This is a genomic window from Arthrobacter sp. zg-Y769 (assembly GCF_020907405.1).
Classification (GTDB): domain Bacteria; phylum Actinomycetota; class Actinomycetes; order Actinomycetales; family Micrococcaceae; genus Arthrobacter_B.
Genome location: NZ_JAJJOE010000017.1, coordinates 94567 through 110850 on the forward strand (window position 1 = coordinate 94567; position 16284 = coordinate 110850).

General features: G+C 66.9%; 14 protein-coding genes and 1 rRNA gene. 4 read left to right on the top strand and 11 right to left on the bottom strand.

The annotated features are described in order from the left end of the window. Window positions 1-201 precede the first annotated feature (201 nt). The 4 genes from LOC60_RS15735 to LOC60_RS15750 are packed head-to-tail and all read left to right on the top strand — an operon-like array spanning window position 202 to window position 4486. The gene (locus LOC60_RS15735) at window positions 202-879 is read left to right on the top strand and encodes a GntR family transcriptional regulator (RefSeq protein ID WP_230026627.1); all 678 of its coding nucleotides are present in this window, start codon (window positions 202-204) and stop codon (window positions 877-879) included. After that, window positions 876-2393 (top strand): MmgE/PrpD family protein, encoded by a 1518-nt coding sequence (locus LOC60_RS15740; RefSeq protein WP_230026628.1) that lies wholly within the window; start codon window positions 876-878, stop codon window positions 2391-2393. The genes LOC60_RS15735 and LOC60_RS15740 overlap by 4 nt, the downstream gene beginning before the upstream one ends. Then, complete coding sequence (gene prpB / locus LOC60_RS15745) at window positions 2394-3299, top strand: methylisocitrate lyase (protein ID WP_227933236.1); 906 nt, start codon at window positions 2394-2396, stop codon at window positions 3297-3299. A gap of 53 nt (window positions 3300-3352) precedes the next feature. Next, the gene (locus LOC60_RS15750) at window positions 3353-4486 is read left to right on the top strand and encodes a bifunctional 2-methylcitrate synthase/citrate synthase (protein ID WP_230026629.1); all 1134 of its coding nucleotides are present in this window, start codon (window positions 3353-3355) and stop codon (window positions 4484-4486) included. 220 nt (window positions 4487-4706) lie between these two features. On the opposite strand, the gene LOC60_RS15755 is transcribed toward LOC60_RS15750, so the two are convergent. From LOC60_RS15755 to rrf, 11 genes are all read right to left on the bottom strand, one after another. After that, window positions 4707-5189, bottom strand: coding sequence for an 8-oxo-dGTP diphosphatase (locus tag LOC60_RS15755; protein ID WP_230026630.1), 483 nt, complete (start codon window positions 5187-5189; stop codon window positions 4707-4709). Beyond that, window positions 5189-6151, bottom strand: coding sequence for a site-specific tyrosine recombinase XerD (xerD, locus tag LOC60_RS15760; protein ID WP_230026648.1), 963 nt, complete (start codon window positions 6149-6151; stop codon window positions 5189-5191). The genes LOC60_RS15755 and xerD overlap by 1 nt, the downstream gene beginning before the upstream one ends. Window positions 6152-6398: 247 nt before the next feature. Further along, a complete protein-coding gene (locus LOC60_RS15765) occupies window positions 6399-7061 on the bottom strand; it encodes an NUDIX domain-containing protein (protein WP_230026631.1) in 663 nt (220 codons plus the stop codon). A 2-nt stretch (window positions 7062-7063) separates the two neighbouring features. Further along, a complete protein-coding gene (locus LOC60_RS15770) occupies window positions 7064-8758 on the bottom strand; it encodes a CTP synthase (protein WP_331460845.1) in 1695 nt (564 codons plus the stop codon). A 46-nt stretch (window positions 8759-8804) separates the two neighbouring features. Further along, window positions 8805-10526: a DNA repair protein RecN gene (gene recN / locus LOC60_RS15775; RefSeq protein WP_230026634.1), complete on the bottom strand. Its 1722-nt coding sequence runs from the start codon at window positions 10524-10526 to the stop codon at window positions 8805-8807. Next, on the bottom strand, window positions 10523-11596 hold the full coding sequence (locus LOC60_RS15780; RefSeq protein WP_230026635.1) for an NAD kinase: 1074 nt from the start codon (window positions 11594-11596) through the stop codon (window positions 10523-10525). The genes recN and LOC60_RS15780 overlap by 4 nt, the downstream gene beginning before the upstream one ends. A 55-nt stretch (window positions 11597-11651) precedes the next feature. Further along, a complete protein-coding gene (locus LOC60_RS15785; protein ID WP_230026636.1) occupies window positions 11652-12500 on the bottom strand; it encodes a TlyA family RNA methyltransferase in 849 nt (282 codons plus the stop codon). A gap of 2 nt (window positions 12501-12502) precedes the next feature. Beyond that, the gene (locus LOC60_RS15790; protein WP_230026637.1) at window positions 12503-12742 is read right to left on the bottom strand and encodes a hypothetical protein; all 240 of its coding nucleotides are present in this window, start codon (window positions 12740-12742) and stop codon (window positions 12503-12505) included. A gap of 63 nt (window positions 12743-12805) precedes the next feature. Next, on the bottom strand, window positions 12806-13804 hold the full coding sequence (locus LOC60_RS15795) for an HAD-IIA family hydrolase (protein WP_230026638.1): 999 nt from the start codon (window positions 13802-13804) through the stop codon (window positions 12806-12808). Further along, entirely contained in the window at window positions 13797-15809 is a 2013-nt protein-coding gene (locus tag LOC60_RS15800; protein ID WP_230026639.1) for a hypothetical protein, read from the bottom strand. Before LOC60_RS15800 ends, LOC60_RS15795 begins: the two co-directional genes overlap by 8 nt. Before the next feature lie 355 nt (window positions 15810-16164). Then, window positions 16165-16281 (bottom strand): 5S ribosomal RNA (gene rrf, locus LOC60_RS15805). Between the last annotated feature and the right edge of the window lie 3 nt (window positions 16282-16284).

Sequence of the window (16284 nt, forward strand, 5' to 3'; positions counted from 1 at the left end):
GCGCAACGCTGCGCTCGGGCCTTTAGACTAGCCCGTTGCTAAAAGCCTGACACCTGGTAGGTGGAGCACGGCCGTCGTGCCCGCGGGTAAATGTATACACAACCTCGAGCAAGCCCCGTGAAATGTGACCTCGGCTACCCCGTTTCGCGTTCTCGTGTATACACTGTGGAGAACGTGACGCAGATATCAAGGAGGCGCAGCATGCGGGCAAGTGACCGCGCGTACGCCGCCCTGCGGCAGGACATTGTGGAGTGGCGGCTCCCGCCGGGCACCGTCCTGGGCGAAGTGGAGCAGTCCGCACGCCTGGGGATTTCCCGCACTCCTCTTCGCGAAGCGCTGAGCCGGCTGACCGCCGACGGTCTGGCCGCCCCGCACAGCGGACGCGGCGTCGTCGTCACCGGCATTTCCCTGGAAACCGTGGCCGAGCTCTTTGAGCTGAGGCAGGCCCTGGAATGTAAAAGCGCGGCGCTGGCTGCGGTCCGCGGACAGGCTGCGGTCTTCAACGAACTGAAGTCCCGCTTCCGCTCGGCCGCCGGCATGATCGGGACCGAGGACCGGCAGCGCGGCGGCTACTACGAGCTGGTGGCCGAACTGGATGCCGCCATTGACGCGGCGGCGGCGAACTCCTACCTCGCCCAGGCGCTGGGAAACGTCCGCCTGCACCTTGCCCGGGTGCGCCGCCTGGCCAAGGACAACCCCGAGCGGCTGCTGGAAACCGCCAGCGAGCACGCGACCATCGCTGCAGCCGTGGCAACAGGGGACCCGGACCTGGCGAGCGCCTCCGTCTCGGTCCACCTGCACAAGAGTCTTGAACACCTTCGATCCGCACGGATCGCCACCCCTGAGATCACCACCCCTGAGATAAGGACAATCCCTTGAACCTGAACAAAGTACGCGTCTACCGCAGCGACGAAAAACTGGCCCGCGAAGACCAGCTGGCATACAAGATCGCCAAGGTTGCCGCCGATCCCGTTGAGGTCACCGACGACGTCACGGACATGGTCATCAACCGCATCATCGACAACGCCTCCGTAGCCGTTGCCTCCCTGAACCGCGGGCCGATTGTCGCCGCACGCGCCCAGGCACTGTCCTTCTCCCCGTCCGCCCACGGCAAGGGCGCCTCCGTCTTCGGCGTGCTCGCCAAGACCTCCCCCGAGTGGGCCGCCTGGGCCAACGGCGTGGCCGTGCGGGAACTGGACTACCACGACACCTTCCTCGCTGCCGAGTACTCCCACCCCGGGGACAACATCCCGCCCGTCCTCGCCGTTGCGCAGCACACCGGAGCCTCGGGCCGGGACCTGATCCGCGGCATCGCCACCGGCTATGAAATCCAGGTCAACCTGGCCAAGGCCATCTGCCTGCACAAGCACAAGATCGACCACGTGGCCCACCTCGGCCCGTCCGCCGCCGCCGGCATCGGCACCCTGCTGGGGCTCGACGTCGACACCATCTTCCAGGCCGTCGGCCAGGCCCTGCACACCACTACCGCCACCCGCCAGTCACGCAAGGGCGAGATCTCCACCTGGAAGGCACACGCCCCGGCGTTCGCCGGCAAGATGGCCGTCGAGGCCGTGGACCGGGCCATGCGCGGCCAGACCTCCCCCACCCCCATCTACGAAGGTGAAGACGGCGTGATTGCCTGGCTGCTGGACGGCCCCGACGCCGCCTACGAAGTGCCGCTGCCCGAGGACGGCGAGGCCAAGCGCGCCATCCTGGACACCTATACCAAGGAACACTCCGCCGAGTACCAGGCGCAGGCCTGGATCGACCTTGCCCGCAAAATCCACGCCGAGCACCCAGAAGCTGCGGAAGCAGCCAACGTGGAAAGCGTCCTGATCGCCACCTCGCACCACACCCACTACGTGATCGGCTCCGGCGCCAACGATCCGCAGAAGTACGATCCCACCGCCTCGCGCGAGACCCTGGACCACTCGATCCCGTACATCTTCACCGTTGCCCTGCAGGACGGCGCCTGGCACCATGTGGACTCCTACTCCCCCGAACGCGCCGGCCGGCCGGACACCGTGGCGCTGTGGCACAAGGTCACCACCGTGGAGGATCCGGAATGGACCCGCCGCTACCACTCGCTGGATATCAGCGAAAAGGCCTTCGGCGGCAAGGTGACCATCGTGCTGACCGACGGCACCGTCATCACCGACGAAATCGCCGTCGCCGATGCCCACCCGCTCGGCGCCAAGCCGTTCACCCGCGAGCAGTACATCAACAAGTTCCGCACCCTGGCCGAGGGCCTGGTCACGGCCGAGGAAATCGACCGTTTCCTCACCACCGTCGAGCGCCTGCCCGAACTGGCCGCCGGCCAGCTGGACCAGCTGAACATCACCGCAGCCGAAGGCGTCATCACCCCCGCCGCCGCTCCGAAGGGACTCTTCTAAATGCTGTACTCCTCCGTAACCCCCGAGGCCAAGCGGATCGCCTTCCGCGAAGGACTGGCCTCCGGCACCCTGCAGCAGTTCCCGGGTGCCTTCAACCCGCTCTCGGCACGCCTGATCGAGGAAAAAGGGTTCGACGGCGTCTACATCTCCGGTGCGGTCCTGGCCAATGACCTGGGCCTGCCGGACATCGGCCTGACCACGCTCACCGAGGTGGCCACCCGCGCCGGACAGATTGCCCGGATGACCAACCTGCCCGCCATCGTGGACGCGGACACCGGTTTCGGCGAGCCGATGAACGTGGCCCGCACCATCCAGGAGCTCGAAAACGCCGGCCTGGCCGGCTGCCACATCGAGGACCAGTTCAACCCGAAGCGCTGCGGCCACCTGGACGGCAAGAACGTGGTGGACACCGACACCGCGGTCAAGCGCATCCGCGCCGCCGCCGATGCCCGCCGGGATCCGAACTTCCTGATCATGGCCCGCACCGACATCCGCGCCGTGGACGGGCTGGAAGCGGCACAGGACCGCGCGCGGGCCCTGGTCGACGCCGGAGCAGACGCGATCTTCCCCGAGGCGATGAAGTCCCTGGAAGAGTTCGCGGCCATCCGTGCCGCCGTCGACGTGCCGATCCTGGCCAACATGACCGAGTTCGGCAAGAGCGACCTGTTTACCTACGACGAGCTGGCCTCGGCAGGGGTGAACATGGTGATCTACCCGGTGACCCTGCTGCGCAGCGCCATGGGTGCTGCCGAACGCACCCTGGAGACCATCAAGGCGCACGGCACCCAGCAGGCCGATGTTCCCAACATGCTCACACGTGCGCGTTTGTATGAACTGGTGGATTATGAGGCGTACAACCAGTTCGACACGTCCGTTTTCAACTTCCAGGTTCCGGGCACCCGCTAAGGCCGGGCCCCTTTCCCGCACGATTTTCCCGCACGACAAAGGAGTCAGCAGCAATGACAGATACCCAGATCCACAAGGGCCTGGCGGGGGTACTCGTAGACACCACCCGCGTTTCCAAAGTAAATCCGGACACCAACTCCCTGCTTTACCGCGGCTATCCCGTCCAGGAACTCGCCGCCCGGTGCAGTTTCGAAGAGGTGGCCTACCTGCTGTGGAACGGCGAGCTGCCCACCGAGGAGCAGCTGGCCGAATTCACTGACGGGGAACGCGCCCAGCGTGCCCTCACCCCCGAACTGAAGGCCGTCATTGACGCGCTGCCCGTGACCTGCCACCCGATGGACGTCTGCCGCACCGCGGCATCCGTCCTGGGTGCCTCCCATGGACAGGCCGGGGATTCCTCGGTCCAGGCGAACATGGACAAGGCCGTCAGCCTCTTCGCGGCTATGCCCGCCGTCGTCGCCTATGACCAGCGCCGCCGCCGCGGCGAGGACGTCGTGGAACCGCGCGACGACCTGGACTACTCGGCGAACTTCCTCTGGATGACCTTCGGCGAGGAAGCCGCCCCCGAGGTGGTCGAGGCGTTCAACGTCTCGATGATCCTGTACGCGGAGCACTCCTTCAACGCGTCCACCTTCACTGCCCGCGTCATCACCTCCACGCTGTCGGACCTGCACTCGGCGGTCACCGGTGCCATCGGCGCGCTGAAGGGCCCCCTGCACGGCGGCGCCAACGAAGCGGTGATGCACACCTTCGCGGAGATCACCGAGAGCGCGGCCGACGGCGACGTCGCGGCCCACGCTGCGGCCTGGCTGGACGAGGCCCTGGCGGAAAAGAAGAAGATCATGGGCTTCGGCCACCGCGTCTACAAGAACGGTGATTCCCGGGTGCCGACCATGAAGGCAGCCCTGGACAACATGGTCAAGTACTACGACCGCCCGGACATGGGCGAGCTCTACACGGCACTGGAATCGGCCATGGGTGAGCGTAAGAACATCCTGCCGAACCTGGACTACCCGGCCGGACCCGTCTACCACCTGATGGGCTTTGACACGCTCACGTTCACGCCGCTGTTCGTGGCCGCGCGGATCACCGGGTGGACGGCGCACATCATGGAGCAGCTCGAAGCCAACTCGCTGATCCGGCCGCTGAGTGAGTACAACGGGGCCGAGGAGCGGCACCTGCCTTAGGTTTCGCTTTCCCGGGGTCCTAGACCCCGGGGCGTGTCCGTCCCGTCGGGGGCCCCGGAACGGCGGCAACGAAATTCCCCGCTCGCAGAGCTCGCAGGGAATATTAAAGCCGCCTTATCCGGGGTCCCCTGTGGTTCTCCAGCCGCCTCATCGGGGTCCCCGCACGTACCGAGGCTGCCTATGCCGGTCCCGTTGCCTCTAGCGCCGGGCGATTCGTTGGCTAGGAAAAGACGACGCTGGAGACGTTGACGTTGTCGGCAGCGATGGTGATGACGGCGTTGAAAAAGTCGCCGGCTAGGAGGCGGGGCATCCAGAGGGCCGAATCGGGCCACATCTTGGCGTAAGGCAATTCCGTGGCCGGATACCAGGCCGGAAGGATCTCGCCAGACTCCGCCGGTTCGCCGTCCCAGTGGTGTGCACGGAACAGTACCGTGGACATGTCCAGGCCGGGCTTTGCCGGGAAGATCCACTCGATGGTGCCGGCCCGCTGCAGATCCGCTTCACGGACGACGACGCCGGATTCCTCTTCCACCTCGCGGACCGCGGCCTGCTCGGGGGTTTCTCCGTGTTCGATATGGCCGCCCAGGGTGACGACCCGGCCAAGGCCGAAACCGGTCTTCTTCAACCCCATCAGCACCTGCCGGCCGTCCGGTGTCTCCCGGAACAGGAAGCACAGGACAACCGCAGAGGCGCGGAACTCCACTACAGTGCCCGCGGGTGGGCTGCGGCGTAGACCTCGCGCAGGGTTTCGGCCGTTACCAGTGTGTAGACCTGGGTGGTGGTCACCGAGGCATGGCCCAGCAGCTCCTGCACCACCCTGACATCCGCCCCGCCTTCAAGCAGGTGCGTGGCGAACGAGTGCCGCAGCGTGTGCGGGGAAACATCCCGGCCGATGTCCGCCTTCTCCGCGGCATTCTTCAGGATGGTCCAGGCGCTCTGCCGCGAGAGCCGTCCGCCCCGGGCATTCAGGAACAGGGCCGGAGTGCCCTTGCCCTTGGCCGAGGCAGCCGGACGGCCGCGCACGAGATACTCGTCCAGGGCACGGGCGGCATAGGAGCCCAGCGGAACCAACCGTTCCTTCGAACCCTTGCCGAACAGCCGCACCACGTCCGGGCCCTTGGCCGGAATGCGTTCCAGGGACAGGTCATCCACATCCAGGCCCACGGCCTCGCTGATACGCGCACCGGTGGAGTACAGGAACTCGAGCAGCGCACGGTCCCGCAGCCCGGAAGGCGTATCGAGGGACACCGCTTCGAGGATGCGGGTGACCTCATTGACGCTGATGGCCTTGGGCAGGCGCTTGCCCGGCATGGGCGGGTGTACGTCCGACGCCGGATCGGCGGCGGTCATGCCTTCCAGCGCCCAGAAGCGGTGCAGTCCGCGAACCGCGACAATGGTCCTCGCCGCCGAACGCACGCTCAGGGCCGAGGCACCGTCGGACCCTTCGGAAATCGACTGGGCAAACGCCGTCACGTCGTGCCGGGTGATGCGGGAAATGTCCTCCACTCCCCTGGCATCCAGGAAACGTGCATAGCGCAGCAGGTCCCGGCGGTAGGCATCCATGGTGTTGACGGCCAGGCCGCGTTCCACTGCCATGTGCTGCAGGTAGCTGCCGATGGCCCGGCCGGCCGGGGTGGAACGCAGTTCGTCCGCCGCCGAGACCATGGTCGCGGCACGGGAGCGCGCCGGGGCTGCGGGCTTGGACGCCGTTTTGGGTGCAGGCGTTGAGGCCTGCGGCGGCTGCAGCGAACCGGTCCGGTCCAGCTCGGCCAGGTCTGCGTCGCGCAGCCGGCGGGCCTCTTCGGATTCCAGGTCCAGCTTAAGGGTGGGGTTCAGGGAGCCGTGCAGGTTTATGGCAATGGTGTCGTTGTTCGGGAAACTCGCATCAGCGTCGGCGCCGGACATTCGGTTCCTAGCGAACCGGGCCGTTGGCCCAGGAGGGGTGCTGGGAATGGTGCTCCGGCCACGGGGCATCGGCGGGCCGCAGGTCGCGGTACCCGTTGCCGCGGGCGACGGCGGCGGCCAGGACGGCGGCCACCGCGGAGGGGCTGTGCATGCGTCCCTGCAGCGCCGCCTGCACGGCCGCATCCAGGTCCACCCAGGCCGTGGTGATTTCGGCTTCCTCATGGGTCCGGGTGTGCCGCTGGTCCTCGGGAACCTCGGAGATGCCGCGGGCAAGGTAGATCCGCAGGGCTTCCCGGGAGGATCCCGGCGAGAGGAACAGGTCAGTCAGGACCTGCCACTCGGCGGCCTGCAGGTCCGCTTCCTCAGCCAGCTCGCGGGCAGCACCGACTTGGAAGTCTTCGCCGTCCACGTCCAGCAGTCCGGCCGGGATTTCCCACAGGGTCATCCGGACCGGATGCCGGTACTGGTTGATCAGCAGCACCTGCCCGGCGTCGTTCATCGCCAAAATGGCCACGGCGCCGGGGTGGGCAATGTAGTCACGGACCAGGGGTTCGCCGTCGTCGGTCAGGAGGAATTTCTCCTTGACCACGTCCCACACCGGACCGCTGTACACCGTTTCCGATTCCAGCAGCGGGCGCGGGCTTTGTGCGTCAGCGAACCCCTGTGCCATGGCTAGGCCCTGCCGCTCTGGTGGGCCAGGGCAGCCTTGATGAGTCCGGCGAACAGCGGGTGCGGCCGCGTCGGACGGGAGCTGAGCTCCGGGTGTGCCTGCGTGGAGACGTAGTACGGGTGGACGTCGGCGGGAAGCTCGACGAACTCCACCAGGCCGCCGTCGGTGGTGGTTCCGGAGAACACCAGGCCGGCGTCGGCAATCTGGTCGCGGTACTGGTTGTTGACCTCGTAGCGGTGGCGGTGGCGCTCGGCCACCTCCGTCTTGCCGTAGGTCCTGGCAACCACGGATTCCGGCTCCAGCTTGGCGTCCCACAGGCCCAGGCGCATGGTGCCGCCCATGTCGCCGCCGCCGGCGACAATGTCCTTCTGCTCCGCCATGGTGGCGATCACCGGGTACTGGGTATCCGGTTCGAACTCGGAGGAGGAAGCGCCTTCCAGGCCCACCACGTTGCGGGCATATTCGATGACCATGCACTGCAGGCCAAGGCACAGGCCCAGCGTCGGAAGCTTGTTCTCCCGGGCGTAGGTCAGGGCACCCAGCTTGCCCTCAAGGCCGCGGATGCCGAAGCCGCCGGGAACGCAGATCGCGTCCGCGCCGGCCAGGGCCTTTGCCGCACCCTCGGGGGTGTCACAGTCATCCGAAGGAACCCAGCGGATGTTGACCTTGGCCTTGTTGGCGAAGCCGCCGGCACGCAGTGCTTCCGTGACGGACAGGTATGCATCCGGCAGATCCACGTACTTGCCGACGAGGGCAATGTCCACGTGGTGCTTCGGGTTGTGCACGGATTCAAGCAGGCGGTCCCACTTGGTCCAGTTGACGTCCTTGAACTTCAGGTCCAGGTGCTGGACGATGTACGCGTCCAGGCCCTGGGAGTGGAGCGTCTTGGGGATGTCATAGATGCTCGGGGCATCCGGGCAGCCGATGACGGCATCAACATCGACGTCGCACATGCGGCCGATCTTGTTGCGCATGGCATCGGGCACCGGGCGGTCCGAGCGGATGACAATGGCGTCCGGCTGGATGCCGATGGACCGCAGGGCAGCCACGGAGTGCTGGGTCGGCTTGGTCTTCAGTTCCTGGGACGGGCCGATGTACGGCACGAGGGAAACATGCAGGAAGAAGACATTGCTGCGGCCGATGTCCTGGCGGACCTGGCGGGCCGCTTCGAGGAACGGCTGGGACTCGATGTCGCCTACCGTGCCGCCGATTTCGGTGATGATGACGTCGGGGGTCTTCTTCGCCTCGGAGGGCAGGCGCATCCGGCGCTTGATCTCGTCGGTGATGTGCGGAATGACCTGGACCGTGTCACCGAGGTACTCGCCGCGGCGTTCCTTGGCGATAACCGTCGAGTACACCTGGCCGGTGGTTACGTTGGCGGAGCCGTCGAGGCTCTCGTCAAGGAACCGCTCGTAGTGGCCGATGTCGAGGTCCGTCTCGGCGCCGTCATCGGTCACGAAGACTTCGCCGTGCTGGAAGGGGTTCATTGTGCCCGGATCCACATTCAAATACGGATCGAGCTTCTGCATGGTCACCGCTATGCCGCGCGACCTCAACAAATGGCCGAGACTTGACGCTGTCAGTCCCTTACCGAGTGAGGACGCCACGCCACCGGTGACGAAGATGTGTTTGGTCGTAGAAGACGACTTGGGAAACCTGGAATTTGATCGCTGCACCACGGAGTTCGAGCCTATCACCTTTTGTCGTTTCGGGTTTGACCTGTGTCTGGGTTCCTTCGGGACTTCACTGAAGATGTCCCGCCGAATCCAACAGTTCCTCGGCGTGGGCACGGGCCGACGCCGAGTCCTCCTGCCCGGCAAGCATCCGGGCGAGTTCCTTGATCCGCTCCTCCTGGCCCAGCACCCGGACGTCGCTGGCGGTGACGCCCGAGCCGTCGTCGGCGGCCGTGGAGGTTTTGATCACGCGGATGTGGTGATCGGCGAACGCTGCCACCTGGGGCAGGTGGGTCACCACGATCACCTGCACATGCTTCGCCAGCATGGCCAGCCGGCGGCCGATTTCGACGGCGGCCTTACCGCCGACGCCGGCGTCCACTTCATCGAAGATGAACGTGGGGACCGGGTCCACCGCGGCCAGGACCACTTCGATTGCCAGCATCACGCGGGACAGCTCACCGCCGGAGGCGCCCTTGCCCAGCGGCCGGGCCGGTGCGCCGGGGTGCGGTGCGAGCAGGAAGGAAATACTGTCGGCACCGTGCGGCCCCGGCTCCCCCGTGGGTTCCACCTCGATGACCAGGTTGGCGTCCTTCATGGCCAGCGCCGTGAGTTCGTCACTGACCCGCTGCGCGAGTTCGGCTGCTGCTTCCGTCCGCAGCTTGGTCAGGGCCGCTCCGCGGGCCGCCAGGCGTTCGGCAAGGGTACCGATCTCCGCTTCCAGGGCTTCGATCCGGGAGTCATCGGAGCTGAGCTCGGCAAGCCGTTTGGCGCTTTCGCCGCTCCACTCCAGGACCCCGTCGATCGAGGGGGCGTACTTGCGGACCAGGCCGGCCAGTTCCGCCCGGCGGGATTCCACTTCGGCCAGCCGTTCGGGTCCCTCGGAGTCCAGGGACGCTCCATAGCTGGCGAGCTCGGTGGCGATGTCCGCGAGGATGTACCCCACTTCGGCCAGGCGCTGGGCGGAGGCGGCGAGGGCCGGATCGTGCTCCCCCGCCGATTCCAGCTGCCGCTTGGCGGCGTCCACCAGCGAGGTGGCGTCGCCGCCGTCGGCAAAGTCGTCCGCGATCAGCGCGGAGTGGGCGCTCACGGCCGCGGTGCGCAGTTCCTCGAGGTTGCTCAGCCGCATGGCCTCGGCCTTGAGGGAATCGTCTTCCCCCGGCTGCGGATCCACCGCTTCGATTTCCTCAAGTGCTGCCGTCAGGTACTCGGCTTCCCGCAGCCGGTCCCGCGCCTGGTCCCGCAGCTCGGCGAGTTCCTTGGCCGCGGCACGCCAGCGGGTGTAGTCCTCGCGGTAGGTGCCGAGTTCGGCCGCCAGCGGGGCACCGGCGTACTTGTCCAGTGCCTCCCGCTGGGCGGCCGCGCTCTTCAGGCGCAGCTGGTCGGTCTGTCCGTGGACGACCACCAGGTGCTCGCCCACTTCCGCCAATACCCCCACGGGTGCCGAGCGGCCGCCCACATGTGCACGGCTGCGGCCGTCGGCGTTGACGGTACGGACCAGCGTCAGTTCGGCGGCGCCGTCGTACTCTTCAAGCTCGGCACCGGCCTCACCCGCACGGACCGCTGCAGCGCTCCGCGGATCCACATGCACGAGCGCCTCGGCGACGGCGGATTTGGCGCCGATGCGGACTGCACCGGCGTCGGAACGCGCACCCAGGAGCAGACCCAGGGCGGTGATCACCATGGTCTTGCCCGCGCCGGTCTCACCGGTCACCACGGTGAAGCCAGGGCCTAAGTCCAGGGTGGCGTCGGTAATAACGCCGAGGTCCCTGATCCGGATTTCCTCGATCATTCGACAAAGCCTCCGCTGTCCGAAACTGCTGGGTCCCTGGCATCCGGGCTGTCACTTGCTGCGCCGTCTTTTCCTGCACCGGCGTTTTCCGCACCGCTGCCCACGGGGTTTCCGCGCCGGGCCGCTGGGTCCGATGCAGGGCTGAGCTGGGTCCCGGTGGCGGGAACCGGCGCCGGGCCGCGCCAGCCGTGGGTGGGCAGCTGGAACTTACGGACCAGCCGCTCGGAGAACGGGGTGAGATGCGTGCGTGCCAGCCGGACCGGTGTCCTGGACCGGGTCACCTCCACGCGGGATCCCGGCGGAAGGTCGATGCTGCGCCGGCCGTCGCACCAGAGCACGCCGGAAGCATCCGTGCGGGTCAGGATCTCCACTGCCAAAACCGACGTCGGCGAAACCACCAACGGCTTGGCAAACAGGGCGTGGGCGCTGATGGGTGCCAGCAGCAGTGCTTCAACTTCGGGCCAGACCACCGGGCCGCCGGCCGAGAACGCGTAGGCGGTCGAACCGGTGGGCGTGGCCAGCACAACGCCGTCGCATCCGAAGGAGCTGATCGGGCGGGCATCCACTTCAATAACCACTTCGAGCATCCGCTGGCGGTCGGCCTTTTCCACGGCTGCCTCGTTCAGGGCCCATGTACGGGCCAGGAGCTCGCCGCCGTGCCAGACCTTAACGTCAATGGTCATGCGTTCTTCAACGGTGTAGGCACGCTCGACGACCCAGTGCACCGTCTGGGCGAGGTCGGCGCGTTCGCTTTCGGCCAGGAAGCCCACGTGCCCCAGATTGACGCCAAGCAGCGGGACGTTGGTTCCGCGCACCAGTTCCGCTGCCCGCAGGATGGTTCCGTCGCCGCCAAGCACCATCCCCAGGTCCACGTTGTCCAGGGCAACGTCTTCGTCGAGGATTTCGGTGGGGGCCGTGAGCACTCCGTATTCGGCCTGGATATCTTCGAGGTCGCTCCGCCGCATCACCGGAATCAGCCCGGATGAATGAAGCTGGGTGCAGGCTTCCTGGGCAGCGGTCATGGCGGCCCGCCGTCCGGTGTGGGCCAGGACCAGTATCCGTCTGCTCATCTGCGTCTTCATCCTCTTCGTCTTACGGGTGGAATGCCTGCGGCATGCCCACCCGTCAGTCTTCTACGGCCGGGTTCGGTGCCGCAAACCCGGCAAACCCGTCAAACGCCGCGTCAACGAGCTTGACTGCGGCGGCAGCAGCCGCTGTGCCGCCCGCGGCGGCAGCGGCTTCGGGCACCTGCAGCCACATAAAGAACTCCACGTTGCCGTTCTGTCCGGGAAGCGGACTCGGGGCAATGCCTCCGACCGTCAGTCCTGCCCCGATGGCTGCGGCCGCCACTGAAGTGACCGCCGAACGGTGCTGGAGCGGGTCGGTGACTACTCCCGTTCGATCCAGCCTCTCACGGCCCACCTCGAACTGGGGTTTCACCATCAGCAGCAGGCTTCCGCCGGGGCGGGTGGCAGCCGCCAACGGGGCCACCACCATTGTCAGGGATATGAAGGATAGATCCGCGACAGTCAGGTCGACTGTTCCCCCAATGTCCTCCGGGTCCAGATAGCGGACGTTCATGCCCTCGTAGACACTCACCCGCGGATCCTGCCGCAGCACTTCCACCAGCTGGCCGTGGCCGACATCGACGGCGGCCACGTGGGCGGCGCCGGAGCGCAGCAGGACATCGGTGAACCCGCCGGTGGAGGCCCCTGCATCGAGGCAGCGCAGCCCCTGCGGCTGAACGGCCGGGAAAGCAGCAAGGGCACCGGCCAGCTTGTGTCCGGCGCGGCTGACATAGTCCGGCAGTCCGTCGTCGAGCACTTCAAGAACTTCGCCGGCATCCACCGGTGCAGACGGCTTGCCCGCCGGCTTCCCTGCACGCAGCACCCGCCCTGAGGCAATCAGCTTGGCGGCCTGGGTGCGTGAGCGTGCGAGCCCCCGGGTAACCAGTTCCTGGTCGAGTCGAGGCATGCCTAGCCCGCTGTCCCGGTACGGTTCCCGGGCACCGGGGGTGCCGCCGGTGAAGGTGCAGCAGCAGGTTCCGTGTTCAGTTCAGTGAGCAGCGCGTCATGCAGCTCGGTGTAGACCGCCGCGTGTGCGGCCGCCGGCGCAGTTGCCAGCGGGGTGAGCGCGTCGAGGAGCGAATCAACGGCGGCGTCGTCGGTCGCGACCGGTGTCTGCGGCCATGGTGCCGGCTGCTGGAATTCAGGCATCGGTCTTCCTCCTGCGGTTGCATGCTGGATGCATTGATGGTGGGTAGGGCTCCTGGTGGAAGCCTAGCCGTGGGCGGTGACAGTCCAGCGAATCTCGGGAGCCTCGGCTGATTGGACGTCCGGCCGGGCGGCCCACCAGGCGGCGCAGGCAGCGCGCCAGCTGTTCAGGTCGGAGGAATCGCCCGCAATCAGGACGGTGGTGTCCTCCACCCGTGCGACGGCGGCACCGCAGGTGTACTGCCCTTCGTCAAACACGGGCAGTGGATACGGCTCAAAAAGTGCCTCGAGGTTCTCGATGAGGTACACCGGCCGCTCCGGAGTCCGTGCGGCAAGTGCCGTCAGCGGGGTATCGACGCCGGTAAGCACCAGCGCGGTATCAAAGCCGGCATTGGTGCCGCCCAGGATGTCCGTGTCCAGCCGGTCCCCCACCACGAGGGGACGGGTGGCGTCCAGATGGCGTGCCGCCGTCGTAAACAGCGGCGCCTCGGGCTTGCCGGCAACGAAGGGAACCCGCCCCGTAGCGGCGCCGACGGCGGCCACGAGCGTTCCGTTGCCGGGCGCGATGCCGCGGGCCTGCGGGATGGACAGATCGGTGTTTGTAGCCACCCACACAGCTCCACGCCCGACGGCGAAGGCCGCCTCTGCCAGGTCTGCCCAGCCCAGGGAAGGATCGAAGCCCTGGATGACGGCGTCGGGCGCGTCATCGGCCGAGGCAACGCGCACCAGCCCCACAGCGTCGACGGCGGCAGCCAGGGTTGCACTGCCGGTCACCAGGACCTTGGCCCCCGGTGCCACTTTGGTTGCCAGGAGCTCCGCACCAGCCTGCGCGGACCCGAAGACATTTTCCGCCGTTGCGGGGGCTCCGAGTTCACGCAGGTGGGCGGCAACGGTTTCCGAAGAGCGCGATGCGTTGTTCGTGACGTAGGCAAGCTGGACCGAGACTTCGGCAAGCCTGCCGAGGGCCTCCACGGCCCCCGGAATAGCGTGCGGTCCGGCGTAGACGACGCCGTCCAGGTCGGAAAAGACCGCGTCGTAACCGGAGACCAGTGAAGGATTAGCCATCAGTGCGCTGCTGCTCCGTCTCGTCGGCGTCTTCACGAGGGGTTTCCTCGTCGTCGTCGTAATTGAAGTCAGACACTACGACCTCCACGGCCTCGCCGTCGTCATTTACGTCGCTGTCCTCGGTGAGCAGGCCTTCCTGCTCGTCCGTGGGCAGCGCGTCGACGTCGTCCGCCGGGTCGAGGTTATCCTTCGGAGCCTCTTCGGCGGGTGCGAAGTACGCGCCGGAGCGGTCCTCACGGGCCTCGGGGCGACGCTTGGGACGCTCTTCTTCCTCAGGCACGAGGTCGAAGATTTCCGGCTCTGCAAAGTCGCCGAAGCCCAGGGCTTCGTCAGCGCGCAGGGCCTGCTTCTGCCACTTCTGCGCTTCCTCGCTGCGGCCGGCAACTTCCAGCGCGTCGGCGTAGGCACGGAAAAGGCGCGGGCTGTAGGAGAAGGCCCGGTTGCGGTCCAGCTGCGGGATTTCCAGTGCTGCAACTGCGGCATCAAACTGGCCCATGTCCATTCGGGCACCCGAGACGACGATAGCCAGATCCACCTGGCCGGCGGTGTCCAGGTCCTTGGCGTCCTCGGACCGGGCCATGTCCAGTGCCTTTTCCGGGTGTCCGAGACCGCGTTCGCAGTCGGCCATCATCGGCAGGTAGGCATTGGAGCCGCTGATCCGACGGTAGGTGCGGAACTCGCGCAGCGCTTCGCCGAAGTGCTCGGCGGCGTAAGCCGTCAGGCCGACAGCCTCGCGGACCACTGCCATGCGTCCGCCGCGGCGGCTGGCAGCCAGGGCATGCTGGAATGCCAGCTCAGGCTCGTCGTCGATCAGGCGTCCGGCCATCACCAGGTGCTTGGCAACCCACTCGCTGTTGACTTCCTCGAGGTTGCGCAGCTGGGCGCGGGTGACCTTGTCCAGCTCCTGACCTGTGACGTCCTCGTCGATTTCAGGAGAACGCTCGCGGTCGGGGCGGTTGGCGCTGCGCAGATCCTTGGCGTTGCGGGGACGAGCAGCGGCCGGGGCGTCGTCACCGCGTGAGGACGGGCGGTCCGAGCCGTATGCGGGCCGGTCGCCGCGGGGCGGGCGGCTGTCGCGCTGCGGCCGGTCATCACGCGAGAACGACGGCTTGCGGTCGCCACGGTCACCGAACGGCTTACGCTCGCCGTCACGCGGCGGACGGGAATCACGCGAGAAAGGCTTACGCTCACCATCACGCGGCGGACGACGATCATCGCCACCGAACGAAGGTTTACGATCGCCGCGGTCACCAAAGGACTTACGCTCACCGTCACGCGGCGGACGGCTGTCACGCTGCGGACGATCATCACGCGAGAACGACGGCTTCCGGTCGCCGTCGCGCGGCGGACGGGAATCACGCGAGAAAGGCTTACGCTCACCATCACGTGCGGGACGACGATCATCGCCACCGAACGAAGGTTTACGATCGCCACGGTCACCAAACGGCTTACGCTCGCCGTCACGCGGCGGACGGTTGTCGCGCGGCGGACGGGAATCACGCGAGAAAGGCTTACGCTCACCATCACGCGGCGGACGACGATCATCGCTCCCCCGGCTGGCGCGGTCATCCCGTTCGGAACGGCTGCTGGCGGGGGGCCTGCCTTCGCTATTGCGTGCAGGACGGCGGTCATCCCCGCCGAAGGACGGCTTACGGTCCCCGCGGTCGCCGAAGGGCTTCCGCTCACCGCTGCGCTCCGAGAAGGGCTTCCGCTCTCCATCGCGGGCGGGCCGGCGATCGTCGTCGCTGCGCGCGGGACGGTCACCAAAGGACGGCTTACGGTCCTTCGAATACGGCTTGCGGTCCGAAGATGCCCCACGATCGCCAAAGGACTTGCGTTCGCCGTCGCGGGCGGGCCGGCCGCCGAAGGACGGCTTACGGTCTTCGAAGCGCTTGGGCGCGTTGCGGTCATTCGTGGCGGGGCGTCCGCGGTCATCGCGGCGGTCTGACGAACTACTGCTGCGGGCGTCGCTGCCTCGCTGATCCCTGTTATTTTGCTCTGACATGCTGCTGAGTTCCTCTCGTCGTGAGCCGACCAACGGAATTACTGCAGTCGCTCGTCACTATGTACCTGTAATGAAGATGTAAAAGATAGGGGAGGCGGTCACGCCTCAGGGTAATTCTAGTGCAGTGCCCCGCCTGGCGCCGATTCCACAGGCCCTGTCCTGCCTGTATTGAGGGTGAGCCTCGACACCAGGAAGAACTGGATTGTCCCGGCCGCAGGCCATACAGCACGACGCCGGTGTCCGGTACCTGTGTTTGACGTCCGTTGGCGGGGCAAACACAGGTCCGGCTGCGGGCGTTAAACAAGTGAAGCCCGTACCAACACTGGTACGGGCTCCCCCTGATTATTCAAATATTGTCCGGCGGTGACCTACTCTCCCACATCCTCCCGGATGCAGTACCATCGGCGCTGTGGGTCTTAGCTTCCGGGTTCGGAATGGGACCGGGCGTTTCCCCCACGCTATGACCGCCGTAACC

Bases quoted from the DNA above. Each gene is read 5' to 3' on its own strand.
- LOC60_RS15735 (WP_230026627.1), top strand. From the start codon at position 202: ATGCGGGCAAGTGACCGCGCGTACGCCGCCCTGCGGCAGGACATTGTG.
- prpB (WP_227933236.1), top strand. From the start codon at position 2,394: ATGCTGTACTCCTCCGTAACCCCCGAGGCCAAGCGGATCGCCTTCCGC.
- LOC60_RS15750 (WP_230026629.1), top strand. From the start codon at position 3,353: ATGACAGATACCCAGATCCACAAGGGCCTGGCGGGGGTACTCGTAGAC.
- xerD (WP_230026648.1), bottom strand. From the start codon at position 6,151: ATGGTCTCGGCGGCGGACGAACTGCGTTCCACCCCGGCCGGCCGGGCC.
- LOC60_RS15765 (WP_230026631.1), bottom strand. From the start codon at position 7,061: ATGGCACAGGGGTTCGCTGACGCACAAAGCCCGCGCCCGCTGCTGGAA.
- recN (WP_230026634.1), bottom strand. From the start codon at position 10,526: ATGATCGAGGAAATCCGGATCAGGGACCTCGGCGTTATTACCGACGCC.
- LOC60_RS15780 (WP_230026635.1), bottom strand. From the start codon at position 11,596: ATGAGCAGACGGATACTGGTCCTGGCCCACACCGGACGGCGGGCCGCC.
- LOC60_RS15785 (WP_230026636.1), bottom strand. From the start codon at position 12,500: ATGCCTCGACTCGACCAGGAACTGGTTACCCGGGGGCTCGCACGCTCA.
- LOC60_RS15790 (WP_230026637.1), bottom strand. From the start codon at position 12,742: ATGCCTGAATTCCAGCAGCCGGCACCATGGCCGCAGACACCGGTCGCG.
- LOC60_RS15795 (WP_230026638.1), bottom strand. From the start codon at position 13,804: ATGGCTAATCCTTCACTGGTCTCCGGTTACGACGCGGTCTTTTCCGAC.
- LOC60_RS15800 (WP_230026639.1), bottom strand. From the start codon at position 15,809: ATGTCAGAGCAAAATAACAGGGATCAGCGAGGCAGCGACGCCCGCAGC.